The following is a 14,086-nucleotide window of genomic DNA, read 5'->3' on the forward strand; positions in this document are numbered from 1 at the left end:
TCAGCTCCGGGCGATCTCTGCGCGCAGCGCGGCCAATGCCGCGTCGATACCCGCCGCCCCCTTGCCGGAACCCTGTGCCAGATCGGCCTTGCCGCCCCCACGGCCGTTGACCGGTGCACTCAACTGCTTCACCAGGTCGTTCGCGCTCAAACCCAAGTCCTGTGCTGCCGGGTTGACCGCCACCACGAACGGCACCGAGTCGTCCTCGCCCTCGGCGATGAGCGCGACCACACCGGGCTCGGCGCCCAGCTTGCCGCGGATATCGCCGACCAGGCTGCGCAGGTCGCCGGCCGAGATGCCACCGGCCATCCGCTGCGCCACCAGCCGCACCTTGCCGACGGTCTCGGCACCGGCGGCGGCGTTGGCCGCGGCGGCGCGGGCGTTGGCCAGCCGGATGCGGTCGAGTTCCTTCTCGGCGACCTTGAGCCGGTCCACCAGGTTGGCCACCCGGGCCGGCACCTCGTCGGACGGCACCTTCAGCGAGGACGCCAGCCCCGCCATCAGGGCACGCTCCTTGGACAGATGCCGGAACGATTCCAGTCCGACGTAGGCCTCGACGCGGCGCACACCCGAGCCGACGGAGGATTCGCCGAGCAGGGTGACCGGACCGATCTGAGCCGAGCTGCGCACATGGGTGCCGCCGCACAGCTCCAGGGAGAACGGACCGCCGATCTCCACCACCCGCACCTCGTCGGGATAGTTCTCGCCGAACAGCGCCATGGCGCCCATGGACTTGGCCTTCTCCAGCTCGGTGTTGAAGGTGTTGACGGCGTAGTCGGCCTGCACGGCCTCATTGGCGACGGTTTCGATCTCGGTGCGCTGCTCTTCGGTGAGCGCGCCCTGCCAGTTGAAGTCGAACCGCAGGTAACCCGGCCGGTTCAGCGAGCCGGCCTGAACGGCGTTGGGCCCCAGGATCTGTCGCAGTGCGGCGTGCACCATGTGGGTACCCGAGTGGCCCTGGGTGGCGCCGTGCCGCCAGCCGGGGTCAACCTCCGCGGTGACCGCGTCGCCCTCGACGAATTCGCCGGATTCCACGGTGACCCGGTGTGCCCACAGCGTTTTGGCGATCTTCTGGACATCGGCGACGGCCGCCTTGGCGGTGGACGACGAGCCGGTGCCGGTAATGGCGCCCTCGTCGGCGATCTGCCCACCGGATTCGGCGTAGAACGGTGTGCGGTCCAGGATCAGCTCGACCCGCTGCCCCGCGGCACTCTCGTGGTCCACCACCGGGACTCGTTTGCCGTCCACAAAGATACCGAGAATTGTTGCCTGCGAGGACAATTCATCGAATCCGGTGAACTCGGTGGGGCCGGCGTCGACCAGGTCGCGGTAAGCGGACAAGTCGGCGTGAGCCTGCTTGCGGGCGGCGGCGTCGGCCTTGGCGCGCTGGCGCTGCTCGGCCATCAGGCCGCGAAAGCCCGCTTCGTCGACGGTCAGGCCGGCTTCGGCCGCCATCTCGAGGGTGAGGTCGATCGGGAATCCGTAGGTGTCGTGCAGGGTGAAGGCGTCGTCCCCGGACAGCGTCGACCGGCCGGCCGCGCGGGTCGCCGATGCGGCGTCCTCGAACAGCCGCGAACCGGCCGCCAGGGTGCGGTTGAAGGCCGTCTCCTCGGCCACCGCGATGCGGTTGATCCGGTCGAAATCGGTCACCAGCTCCGGGTAGGACGGGCCCATCTCGTCGCGCACGGTCGCCATCAGCTCGGCCATGATGGGCCGATCCACGCCGAGCAGCTTGGCCGCCCGGATGATCCGGCGCAGCAGCCGGCGCAGCACATAGCCACGACCCTCGTTACCGGGGGTGACGCCGTCGCCGATGATGATGGCCGCGGTGCGGCTGTGGTCGCCGATGATCCGGTACCGCACATCGTCGTCGTGGTTGCCCTGGCCGTACCCGCGCGGTGCGATCCCGGCGACGACGTCGATGACCGGACGCACCAGATCGGTCTCGTACACGTTGTCCACGCCCTGCAGCAGACAGGCGATGCGTTCGACACCCATGCCGGTGTCGATGTTCTTGCGCGGCAGCGGGCCGAGGATCTCGAAATCGTTCTTCGAGGTGCCCTCACCGCGCTCGTTCTGCATGAAGACGAGATTCCAGATCTCGATGTAGCGGTCCTCGTTGGCTTCCGGGCCGCCATCGATGCCGTATTCCGGGCCGCGGTCGTAGTAGATCTCCGAGCACGGTCCGCACGGTCCGGGGATCCCCATCGACCAGTAGTTGTCGGCCATCCCGCGGCGCTGGATGCGGTCGGTCGGCAGTCCGGCCACCTCCTGCCACAGCGCGATCGCCTCGTCGTCATCGAGATAGACGGTGGCCCAGAGCTTTTCCGGATCGAAGCCGTAGCCACCCTGGTCCTGCGGGTTGGTCAGCAGGGTCCAGGCCAGCTCGATGGCGCGCTTCTTGAAGTAGTCGCCGAAGCTGAAGTTGCCGGCCATCTGGAAGAAGGTGTTGTGCCGGGTGGTGATCCCGACTTCTTCGATGTCGGGGGTGCGGATGCACTTCTGCACGCTGACGGCGGTGTCGTAGGGCGGGGTGCGGGCGCCGAGGAAGAAGGGCACGAACTGCACCATGCCGGCGTTGACGAACAGCAGGTTCGGGTCGTCGAGGATGACCGAAGCGCTGGGCACCTCGGTGTGTCCCGCCTTCACGAAATGATCGAGGAAGCGTTTCCTGATCTCGTGTGTCTGCACGTGCTGCTGTCCTTAATTCGCTGGTCCGGTGGTCGACCGCATAACAGTACCGGGCCGGCCGCCGGACCCCTGTGCGCAGCACACCATTGACCATTGTGTGGGGCGCGGCGCGGGAGGACAGTTGTAGGTGACCGGCGGCGCCACCGGGGCGCTGCGACAGCGAAGGGAGTGGACCGTGTTCGCACGTTCTACCACGGTGATGGCGCGCCCGGACAAGATCGACGCCGGCATCGCCCACGTCCGCGACGAGGTGATGACGGCGTTGCCGGAACTGCCCGGCTGGGTCGGGTTATCCCTGATGGTCGACCGCGACTCCGGCCGGTGCATTGTCGCCACCGCGTGGGAATCCGAGGAGGCCATGAGTTCGAGCTTCGAGGAGACCGCGCAGTTGCGGAACCGGGTGGCGCACGAGTTCGGCGGCACCGCGTGGGCGGAGAACTGGGAGATCGCGGTGCTGCACCGGGAGCACAGCTCCGATCTGCGGGCGTGTGTGCGCGCGACCTGGATCTCGGTGCCGCCGGATCTGATCGACGCCGGTATCGACTATTTCCGCGGGGCGGTGCTCCCCCAGGTCGAGCACCTGCCCGGGTTTTGCAGTGCCAGCCTGATGGTCGACCGGGCCACCGGTCGCGGGGTGGCGTCGGTGTCGTTCAGCAGCCGTGACGCCATGGTGGACAATCGTGACCAGGCCACCGCGCTGAAGGTCGCATCGATGCGCGCGGCCGGGGCTTCCGAGGTCGATGAGGCCGAGTTCGAGCTGGCCGTCGCGCACCTGCGGGTGCCGGACCTGGTCTAGCCCGCCAAGAAGCTCAGCCGCACGGTGCGCCGCGGGTTGTCCTTGTTGAGGTCCACCAGGACGACGCTCTGCCAGGTTCCCAGCAGGGGTTCGCCGGCGCTGACGGGCACGGTCACCGACGGGGACACCAGTCCGGGCAACACATGGTCGGCGCCGTGCCCGGGTGAGCCGTGCGCATGGCGGTAGCGGTCGTCACGGGGCAGCAGCCGCTCGAGCGCGTCGACCAGGTCGTCATCGGAACCGGCGCCCGTCTCGATGACCGCGATGCCCGCGGTGGCGTGCGGGACGAAGACGTTGACCAGACCGTCCGCGTGCTGATGACCACAGAACTCCCGGATCGCCGCGGTCAGATCGACGATCCGGCGGTGCGACGTGTCGAGTTCCAGCACTTCGGATTTCATCCCGACCAGCCTACGGCGCCCAGAATTGACGCTTACGTTTATTAGAGGTCGGCCACGGGTATCGCCGAGATGGCCCCCCGGGCTCGATGCCCCCGGCCGAGGCACCCCCTCCTCGGCCGGGGTCGTCGGCGCCCCGGCTCACCTCTTGCGCCGGACGATGGCCCGCAGCTTGTCCAGTCGCGTGGTGATCTCCCGTTCGGCCCCGTGCGTGGTGGGCCGGTAGTAGTCGGTGCCCACCAACTCGTCCGGTGGATACTGTTGGGCCGCAACGCCTCCCGGGGCATCGTGGGCGTACTTGTAACCGATCGCGTTACCCAGTTTGGCGGCGCCGGAGTAGTGCCCGTCGCGCAGATGCGCAGGCACCAGGCCCGCCTTGCCTGCCCGGATATCGGCCATCGCCTGCCCCAGCGCGGTGGTGACCGCGTTCGATTTCGGCGCGGTGGCCAGGTGCACGGTGGCGTGCGCCAGCGTCAGCTGCGCCTCCGGCAACCCGATCAGCGCCACCGTCTGCGCGGCGGCCACGGCCGTCGGCAACGCGGTCGGATCGGCCATCCCGATGTCCTCGCTGGCCAGGATCATCAACCGGCGGGCGATGAAGCGCGGATCCTCTCCCGCCGTCAGCATCCGGGCCAGGTAGTGCAGCGCGGCATCCACATCGGAGCCGCGCACCGACTTGATGAACGCGCTGACCACGTCGTAGTGCTGGTCGCCGTCGCGGTCGTAGCGCACGGCCGCCTGGTCCAGCGACTGCTCCACCACCTCGACGGTGATCCGTTCGCCGATCTCGGCGGCGACCTCCAGCGCCGTCAACGCCCGGCGCGCGTCGCCCGCGGACAGCTTGACCAACAGTTCCACGGCGTCGTCGTCGATCCCGACCGTGTCGCCGAGCCCCCGCGGGTCGGTCACGGCACGGCGGATCACGGTGCGGATGTCGTCGGCGCCCAGGGGTTGCAGCTGCAGGATCAGCGACCGGCTCAGCAGCGGCGCCACCACGGAGAACGACGGGTTCTCGGTGGTGGCCGCGACCAGCAGCACCACCCGGTTCTCGACGGCGGCCAACAACGCGTCCTGCTGGGTCTTGGAGAACCGGTGCACCTCATCGATGAACAGCACGGTCTGCTCGCCCCGAATGGCTCCGTGCCGGGCTTTCTCGATGACGGCGCGAACCTCTTTCACCCCGGCCGACAGCGCCGAGAGCGCCTCGAAGCGCCGGCCGGTGGCCCCGGAGATCAGCGAGGCCAGCGTGGTCTTCCCGGTGCCCGGCGGCCCGTACAGGATGACCGAGGCCGCCCCCGAGCCCTCCACCAGGCGGCGCAGCGGTGAGCCGGGTTTGAGCAGGTGCCGCTGGCCGACGACATCGTCGAGGGTGGCCGGCCGCATTCGGACCGCGAGCGGGCTGGAAGCCGACGGCGGGTCGATGCGGGCGGCGGACGACTGCTCCCCGCCGGGCACGTCGAACAGGCTGTCAGACATCCACTCTGCTTACCACGCAGCGGTGACAGGGTCAGGCGGGGTCGGTGACGAAGTCGATCAGTTCCTCCACCCGGCCGATCAAGGCCGGTTCCAGGTCGTTCCAGTCCCGCACCCGGCCACGGATGCGCTGCCACGCCCCGGCGATGTCGGCCTGGCCGGCGTGCGGCCAGCCCAGTGCCTCGCAGATACCGTGTTTCCAGTCCGTCCCGCGCGGGATCACCGGCCACTGCTTCATCCCGAGTCGTTCGGGCTTGACCGCCTGCCAGATGTCGATGAACGGATGCCCGACGACCAGGGTGTGCTGTCCGCCCGGTCCGCGCCGCACCGCCTCGGCGATCTTGGATTCTTTGGAGCCGGCCACCAGGTGGTCGACCAGCATGCCCAGCTTGCGACCGGGGCCGGGCCGGAACTCCGCCACGATGCCGGTCAGATCGTCCACACCGCCCAGGTATTCGACCACCACGCCCTCGATACGCAGATCCGCGCCCCAGACCTGCTCGACCAGTTCGGCATCGTGGCGGCCCTCGACGTAGATCCGGCTGGCCAGCGCCACTTTGGCTTTCGCGCCGGCCACCGCCACCGAGCCCGACGCGGTGCGCGCGGCAGCCTTGACCACCTTCGGCACCGTGAGGATGACGGGTTTGCCCTCGACCAGAAAGCCCGGCCCGAGCGGGAAGGACCGGATCCGGCCGTTTCGGTCTTCCAGCTCCACCCGGCCGTTCCCGGTCCGCACCACCGCACCGACGAATCCGCTGGTCGGCTCCTCGACCACCAGGCCCTTGTCCGCGGGATGCTCGACCGAACGAACCCGCTTGGGGGTGTGCGGGTTTCGGGCCAGGATGTCGGAACCGTAGCGATCAGTCACCGGTCGATCCTAGAAGCTCGGCGGCCTCAGACCCCGGCCAGCCGGTCCGGCGTGTTGGCCACCTCGTCGACGACGGTGTGGATGAAGCGCAGCTTCTCCAACACCGCGGGCGGCAGCACGAACGGGTACAGGTCTTGCTTGCCCATCGACCGGTTCTCCATGTTCAGCGCCCACGCCAATGGCAGCCACATCTCGATGATGGTGTCGAATCCGCTGGGACCGAGCGCTTTACGGTCCAATGTCGCCCCGGCCGGGGCGAACCCGAAGGCCGCCGAGGTGTCCATGGTGTCGCGGATGTGCAGGTAGTGGGCGAAGGTCGCGGCCCAATCCTCGACCGGATCCACGGCGCCGCGGTGGCCCGCGTCGGGAGCGCAGAATACCGACTCGAACCGCGCCCGATACTCCGGAGACGGGCCGACCAGCCGGTAGTGGTAGTAATGGCCGATCTCGTGCCGGAAATGTCCGAGCAGGGTGCGGTACGGCTCGGACATCGCGACCCGAAGCCGTTCGCGGTGCACGTCGTCCCCCTCGGCCAGATCCAGGGTGATGACTCCGTCGACGTGCCCGGTGTGCACCGAGTGCAGCCGGCTGGACAGCAGGTCGAAGGCCAGCCCGTATCGGCCGTCCTGGTCGCGCCCGACGATCGGCAGGTGCAGTGCGTACAGCTCGGCGACGAGCCGGCGTTTAGCCTTCTCGGCAATCGCGAACGCCGCCATCGCCTTTGCGTCATCATCACGGGGCCGGATGCGGGTCAGTGCGCACGATACGCACCGCTGTCGCTGATCTGCGGTGCGCACCAGCCAATTGCATTCGGCCAGATGAAGATTGGCGCACAGCTGGTATTCGGTGTTATCGACAGCACCGGCGTGCCCGCTCTTGTCACCGGCGGTGATCACCAGCAACGCCATATTCTCCAGCGAAAAGCCAAGGGCCGCCCCGCAGGACAAACACCGCGAATTCTCGAACGCCAGCCGCTGCCCGCAATTGGGGCAGGTGAAATCGCGCATCAAGACTCCTCAGTAGGGCGCGACGTCGACCGCGACGTCTATCACGCTACTCTTCGAGTCGGTGTAGATGATGCCGCGCAACGGGGGCACGTCCGCGTAATCACGGCCGTAGCCGACCACCACGTACCGCTCGTCGATCAGCTGGTCGTTGGTGGGGTCGAAGGCCAACCAGTGGTCCCCCGGCGTCCACACCGACGCCCAGGCGTGGGTGGCGTCGACGCCGACCATGCGTTCCTTGCCCGGCGGCGGGTCGGTGGCCAGGTAACCCGACACGTAGCTGGCCGCCAAACCGTTCGCGCGCAGGCAGGCGATGGCCAGCCGGGCGAAATCCTGGCAGACGCCCTCACGGGCGGCGAGCACCTCGGCCACACCTGTCGACACCGTGGTGGAGCCGGAGCGATAGGTGAAGTCGGTGAATATCCGCGAGCCGAGCTCGCGGACAACCTCGATAAGCGGCCGACCGGGCGTGAAAGTGGGTGCCGCATAATCGATCACCGCATCGGTGATCTCCGGAGGCACCAGGTCGAGGCTGAATTCGCCGGCCAGTCCGGTGGGTCGCGTGTCCTCCCACGGCGTGCGCAGTCCGGCGCTGTCGTAGTGACCCGGCAGCGGGGCATCGACCTCGACGACCGAACGGCTGGTCACCGTCAGCCTCTGATGGCGCTCGGTGACGTGGAAATAGGAGCTGATGTTGCCGTAGCCGTCGGCGCTGGTGGAACTGTCCGCGGGCTCGGGGTCCACCAGGAGTTCATGGGCCAGGCAGCGCTGCCGCGACGACGTGCGCGGGTGCAGGAACCCCCGGCCGTAGGAGCTGGTGACCACATCGGAGTACCGGTAGGTCGTCCGGTGGGTGATCTCGTAGCCCCTGGTACTCACGCGGCCACCTCGCAGGCTTCGCTCACGGGAGTTCGCGCCTTTCGTCGGGCCCCCACAACGGTTGCATGCCACCGGGCAGGGACAGGTGCGACGCGGTGATCAGACCGGACAGGTCACGCAGGCTCGCGTGCATCCCGTCGAGCAGTTCGGCCAGTTCGGCGCGGGTGCCGTCGGCCGCAATCAGCTCCAGGTCCAGCGGGTCGATGCGGCGCAACCGGGCGGCGGTCTCGTCGACCAGCCGTTCGGGCCGCGATGAGCCCGAGGCCGACGGCAACCGCTTCAGGCCCGCGCGCAGCCGTTCGAACTGATACGCCAGCGAACGCGGATTCTCCCCGTCGAACAGCACCAGATCGGCCAGCGCGGCCACGCTGACCTTGCCCAGCATGCGGCGCCGGTAGATGACCGACGATTCGCAGGCCACCAGGGTCGATTCGGTGACGGTCTGCTCCGCGTCTGGACTACGCACCTCGATGAGGGTGGCCCGCAGTAGGGCGGTCAGCCCGAGGCCGCGCTCGATCCGCTTACCGATGTCCATCACCGTCCAGCCGACGTCCTGCACCATCGATTCGGCGGACATCCCGGACAGCGCCAGCATGCCGGCCAGTGTCTGGCTGTGCGCGGCGGCCAGATAGGCGTCGCCCTCGGTCTGCGACTCCGGCGGGGTGGCGGCGCGGTGCCCGACGGCACGCTCCACTGCCGCCAGCACCATCCAGGTGTCGTTGGACATCTGGTCGCGCACACCGCGGGCCGCCAGGCCCAGCCGCTCGACGGCCTGCGCCAGCGATCCCGGGCGGCGCCGGTCGGCGGTGACGGCCCACAGCGTGCTCGGCGCGATGGCGATCATCTCGTGGTCGTCGCTGCCGGCGCCGGCGTCGGTTCCGGTGATCGAGCCGATCGCCGAAAGCAGCACCGGCACGCACTGGCTGCCGTCCATGTCCTGGCGGTAACGGTATTCGTGATACCGCTCGCGGGTCACCGTCAGCAGCCGGGCCATGTGTTCGGCGCGTTCGGCGTAGCGGCCCAGCCAGAACAGATCCGACAGCACGCGGGGTGAGGTGACCGCGCGGGTCGGGCTCGGCGTCATGACCGGTAGTTCCACCGACGGCGCCGGTACGGCCTTGACCCGGTCCGGGGTGCGCACCCAGATGTCCTTGGCGGCGACGGTGTTCAGTGTGTACGCCGAGCTGCCTTGGGCCGGAAGGAATCCCAGGCCACCGACCATGGGCGCGTAACCGCCGCGCTGGGCGACGGTGAACAGCCGCATACCAACGCTGGCCGCGGACAGTCCACCCTTGTAGTAATCGGTGGGCGCCGAGGAGAACTCCGGCAGTTCCTGAGCCACCCAGCGCCAGGGCGTCGCGGCGATCCGGTCGCCGAGTTCCTCGCGCCGGGCCGGCGGCAGGGTCGGGCCGACGATGGTGCGCCCGCCGTCCACCGGCTTGATCAGCAGGGTGGCCAGGTTGGCCCGGATGTGCGACAGCTCGTTGGTATACCCGGCCCAGTACACCCCGCCGCTGTGCAGCTCGGGGGTCTCGCCGACCAGCAGTTCGGCCAGTTCGGGCAGAAAGCGAAGCAGCGCAGGGCTTTCCATGATGCCGCTACCGAGGGTGTTGACCACCGTCACCGCCCCGCGGCGCAGCACCTCGACCAGCCCGACCACACCGAGCCGGGAATCGGCGCGCAGATCGAGTGGGTCGACATACTCGGCGTCGACGCGGCGCAGCACCACGTCGACCCGTTTGAGGGTGCCCAGCGAGCGCATCCACAGCTTGCCGTCGCGCACCACCAGATCGGCGCTCTCGACCAGCGGGAAGCCCAGCACGGTGGCCAGGTACGCCTGGTCGAAGGCGGTCTCGGAGTGCGCGCCGGGGCTGAGCACCACCACCACGGGCTCCTCCGCGGTCTCGGGCGCGACGTCGATCAACGCCAGCCGCAACGCCTGTGCCCACGGCGAGGCCGGGCGCGGCCCGATCCGCTCATACAGGTCGGGAATGGAGTGCGCGATGACGCGCCGGCCGGCCATCGCGTAGCCGGCACCCGACGGGGCCTGGGTCCAGTCGGCGTTCACTCGGAAGTCGCCGTCGGCCGCCCGGCTGATGTCGCAGCCGTGCAGGAAGAGCTGATGCCTGCCGGGCACCTCGATGCCGTGGGCGGCGCGGACATAGCCGGGATGGGCGAAGACCAGCTGCGCCGGCAGCACCCCGCTGGTGATGGACCGGCGTTCGCCGTACAGATCGGTCAGCACGGCATCCAGCAGCCGGGACCGCTGCACCAGCCCCCGCTCCAGGACGTCCCAGTCGGCCGCCGACACCAGCAGCGGCAGCGCGTCCAGGTGCCAGGGCACCGCGACACCGTTGCTCACCGGTGAGGAGGGATCGACATGCACATAGGTGATGCCGTCGTCGTCGACCAACCCGCGCACGGTCGCGCGCAGTTGGTCCAGTCCGCCGCGGCCGCGGTCGGCGACGCATTCGGCGAGTTCCCGCCACGTCGGCCGGACGCCGCCGGCCGGGTCGACGAACTCGTCGTATCCGCTGCCTGCCATGTTCCGGACGTCGAAGAGGGCCTGCTGTGCGCGGGCAGCGCGATACCCCTCCAGCACATCGTCGGTCGAACCCGAGGTGGTGCCGGCCACACCGATATTCGGCTCCGGTGAGCCGTTCGCGCGAAGGACCATTACCGCAGAACGGTACGCACCCGGCGCAAATCCAAGATCCCCGGCGCACCCATATCGGTGGACTGGCGCGCCTGCTTCTCCCGCAGATCGGACAGGTCAACCCGCCCCGGTGTGAAACCGGCCACTTCGAATCGGCGTCCGCGGCGCGATTCGGCCTCGACGGCGTTCACCGGCGGCGTGTCGTAGGCCCGGCCACCCGGGTGTGCGACGTGGTAGGTGCAGCCGCCCCGCGATGCTCCCGCCAGGGTGTCGATCAGCTCGAAGCGCAGCGGGACGTCGACGGTGATGGTCGGGTGCAGGGCGCTGGGAGGTTGCCAGGCCCGGAACCGCACACCGCCGACCTGGACGTCGGCCTTGTCGGTGGCCAGCAGCGGGATCGGCTGGTCGTTGGCGGTGACGATGTAGCGGTGCCGATCGGCCCCGATCAGGCGCACCTGCACGCGTTCCACCGACGAGTCGACGTAGCGGGCCGTGCCGCCCGCGGTGGACTCCTCCCCCAGCACGTTCCACGGTTCGATGGCGCCGCGCAGCTCGATCTCCACGCCATCGAACACCGCGGTGCCGATGCGCGGGAAGCGGAATTCGGTGAACGGGTCGAGCCAGCTGGTGTCGAAGTCCACCCCGTGCGCCCGCAGATCCGCGGCGACATCGGCGATGTCCTGAATCAGGAAGTGCGGCAACAGGTATCGGCCATGCAGGTTTTCGCGATGGCGGATCAGCGGGGCGCGTAACGGCTCATCCCAGAACCACGCGATCAGCGCGCGCACCAGCAGCGACTGCACCATCGCCATCTGGTAATGCGGCGGCATCTCGAAGCCGCGCAGCTCCAGCAGGCCCAGCCGACCGCGCGGGCTGTCCGGGCTGTAGAGCTTGTCGATGCAGAATTCGGCCCGGTGGGTGTTGCCGGTGATATCGGTGAGCAGGTGCCGCAGCGCGCGGTCGGTGACCCAGGGTTTGGAGGCCCCTTGTTGGGCCAGCCGCGCGATCTCGGCGAACGCGATCTCCAACTCGTACAGCGCTTCTGAGCGTCCTTCGTCCGCGCGGGGGGCCTGCGAGGTGGTGCCGATGAAACGGCCGGCGAAAAGATAGGACAGTGCGGGGTGGCGCTGCCAGTAGGTCAGCAGCGACACCAGCAGATCGGGCCTGCGCAGCAGCGGCGAGTCGGCCGGGGTGACCCCGCCGAGGGTGATGTGGTTGCCGCCGCCGGTACCGCCATGGGTGCCGTCCACCTCGAAGGACTCCGTGGCCAGCCGCGCCTGCCTGGCCTCCTCGTAGAGCGTCTCCAGCTGCGTCAGCTGGGCGGCGAAACTGTCGGTCGGCGCGACGTTCACCTCGATGACACCGGGGTCCGGTGTCACCGTCGTGGACGTCAGCCGGGCGTCGGCCGGCGGTCCGTAGCCTTCGATCACCACCGGAGTGCCGATGGACGCCGCGGCCGCCTCGACACGGGATACCAGATCGAGGAAATCGTCCAGGGCATCCGTCGGTGGCAGGAAGACGTAGAGGAAGCCGTCCCGGATCTCGGCCACCAGCGCCGTGATGGGCGCGTCCTCGGTCGGCTCGACGGGCGCCTCGGCCTGCCGGGCCGGGCCCCGTAGCAAGGTGGCGCCCTGGGTCAGCGGGTCGGTCTCGAAGGTTCGGCGCGGCGCGCGCCAGCTGATCGCGTCGAGCGGCAACCGCAGGCCCGCCGGTGAGTCGCCTTCCAGCAGCACGATACGGCCCCGCCGCAGGGTCCAGTCCGCGCTGGCCCAACCGGTGTCGTCCTCGCGGCGGTGCAGTGGCAGCACATGCGCACTCGGCTGCACGACGGATTCGTCGAGGCGCGCCATCAGCGCCGCGCGTGCGGCCGCGTCGTCGGGCACCAGATCGTCGCCGGCGGGCACCGGATCGCCGGCCGGCCTACGGACCGCACCGGCCAGCCGGCTCAGCGCATCCTCGTAGGCCGGACGCACCTGGGTGGCGGGCAGCGTCAAACCGTCGGCGATCGCTGTGAGCAGCGCGGCGTCGGCGCCCTCGGGTGCGGGATCGGGTTTGGTCTGCGCCCACGGGTCGGCGAGCAGCGTCGGGTCACTCCACACCGGTTCGCCGTCGGGGCGCCAGAAAAGTCCGATCTGCCAGCGCGGCAGCGGTTCACCCGGATACCACTTGCCCTGACTGCGCTGCACCAGCCCGTCCGGCGCCCACACCTTCTTCAACCGGGCCGCCAGTGCCGATGCCCGCTGGCGTTTGTGCGGCCCGTCGGCGTCGGTGGTCCATTCCGGATCGGTCTGATTGTCGATGGAGACGAAGGTCGGCTCGCCGCCCACGGTGAGCCGCACGTCGCCCGCCGACAGCCGGGCGTCCACCTTCTCCCCGAGGCCGACGATGGCCGCCCAGGCGGCCGGTGTGTAGGGCAGTGTGACGCGCGGGTCCTCGTGCACCCGGGTGACGACGTTGGAGAACTCCAGCGAGGTCTCGCACGGTCCGGTGGCGCCGGTGATCGGCGCGGCCGACTCCGGGTGCGGGGTGGCCGACAGCGGGATGTGCCCTTCGCCGGCGAACAGCCCGGAGGTGGGATCCAGCCCGATCCAGCCGGCGCCGGGAATGTAGACCTCGGTCCAGGCATGCAGATCGGTGAAATCGGCGACCGGGCCGGATGGCCCGTCCAGCGCCGGGACATCGGAGGTCAGCTGGACCAGGTAGCCGGAGACGAAGCGTGCGGCGTAGCCCAGCTGCCGCAGGATCGACACCAACAGCCATGCCGAGTCGCGGCAGGACCCGATCCCGGTGCGCAGGGTGAAATCAGGGGCTTGCACGCCCGGTTCCATCCGGACGCTGTAGCCGACATCGGCGTTGACCGCGCGGTTGAGTGCGACCAGGAAATCGATGGTGCGGGTGCCGGGCCGCACCGAGAAGTTCTTCACCCACGCCGCGGTCAGCTCCCCCGACTCACCGACGGGACGCAGATAGGGCTTGAGGTCCTCGGCCAGGGCCGGCGGGTAGCCGAACGGGACGGTCTCGGCAGACTCCTCGATGAAGAAGTCGAACGGGTTGATGACCTTCAGATCGGCGATCAGGCCGACGGTGATGGTCAGGCTGCTGGCCCGTTCGGGGAACACCAGCCGGGCCATGAAGTTGCCGAATGCGTCCTGCTGCCAGTTGATGAAGTGGTCGGCCGGCTCGACGTGCAACGAGTAGGCCTCGATCGGGGTACGGGAGTGCGGGGCCGGGCGCAGCCGCACCACGTGCGGATAAACCTCGACGAGCCGGTCGAACGTGTAACTGGTGCGATGCTCCAGCGCCACCTTGATTCCCATGACC

Annotated in this window: 9 protein-coding genes; 1 reads left to right on the top strand and 8 read right to left on the bottom strand. The window is 69.2% G+C overall.

The genetic code is table 11. The annotated features are described in order from the left end of the window. Complete coding sequence (gene alaS, locus ACXPWS_RS18445) at positions 1-2,691, bottom strand: alanine--tRNA ligase (protein ID WP_458708046.1); 2,691 nt, start codon at positions 2,689-2,691, stop codon at positions 1-3. Between the two features lie 175 nt (positions 2,692-2,866). Between alaS and ACXPWS_RS18450 the strand changes: the two genes are divergently transcribed. After that, complete coding sequence (locus ACXPWS_RS18450) at positions 2,867-3,487, top strand: hypothetical protein (protein WP_458708047.1); 621 nt, start codon at positions 2,867-2,869, stop codon at positions 3,485-3,487. Here the strand turns inward: ACXPWS_RS18450 and ACXPWS_RS18455 are convergent. The 7 genes from ACXPWS_RS18455 to ACXPWS_RS18485 form a co-directional block, all read right to left on the bottom strand. After that, the gene (locus tag ACXPWS_RS18455; protein WP_458713592.1) at positions 3,484-3,876 is read right to left on the bottom strand and encodes a secondary thiamine-phosphate synthase enzyme YjbQ; all 393 of its coding nucleotides are present in this window, start codon (positions 3,874-3,876) and stop codon (positions 3,484-3,486) included. The genes ACXPWS_RS18450 and ACXPWS_RS18455 overlap by 4 nt on opposite strands. A 150-nt stretch (positions 3,877-4,026) precedes the next feature. Continuing rightward, the gene (locus ACXPWS_RS18460; RefSeq protein ID WP_458708048.1) at positions 4,027-5,361 is read right to left on the bottom strand and encodes a replication-associated recombination protein A; all 1,335 of its coding nucleotides are present in this window, start codon (positions 5,359-5,361) and stop codon (positions 4,027-4,029) included. Between the two features lie 31 nt (positions 5,362-5,392). Next, positions 5,393-6,226 (bottom strand): DUF3097 domain-containing protein, encoded by an 834-nt coding sequence (locus ACXPWS_RS18465; protein ID WP_458708049.1) that lies wholly within the window; start codon positions 6,224-6,226, stop codon positions 5,393-5,395. A 26-nt stretch (positions 6,227-6,252) separates the two neighbouring features. Continuing rightward, entirely contained in the window at positions 6,253-7,233 is a 981-nt protein-coding gene (locus ACXPWS_RS18470; RefSeq protein WP_458708050.1) for a zinc-binding metallopeptidase family protein, read from the bottom strand. A gap of 9 nt (positions 7,234-7,242) precedes the next feature. Beyond that, positions 7,243-8,109, bottom strand: coding sequence for a transglutaminase family protein (locus tag ACXPWS_RS18475; RefSeq protein WP_458708051.1), 867 nt, complete (start codon positions 8,107-8,109; stop codon positions 7,243-7,245). Between the two features lie 22 nt (positions 8,110-8,131). Beyond that, positions 8,132-10,786 carry a circularly permuted type 2 ATP-grasp protein gene (locus tag ACXPWS_RS18480; RefSeq protein WP_458708052.1) on the bottom strand — a complete coding sequence of 885 codons (2,655 nt, stop codon included), beginning with the start codon at positions 10,784-10,786 and terminating at the stop codon, positions 8,132-8,134. Beyond that, the gene (locus ACXPWS_RS18485; RefSeq protein WP_458708053.1) at positions 10,786-14,082 is read right to left on the bottom strand and encodes a transglutaminase family protein; all 3,297 of its coding nucleotides are present in this window, start codon (positions 14,080-14,082) and stop codon (positions 10,786-10,788) included. Before ACXPWS_RS18485 ends, ACXPWS_RS18480 begins: the two co-directional genes overlap by 1 nt. Positions 14,083-14,086 lie beyond the last annotated feature (4 nt).

Source organism: Mycobacterium sp. BMJ-28, assembly GCF_054404835.1.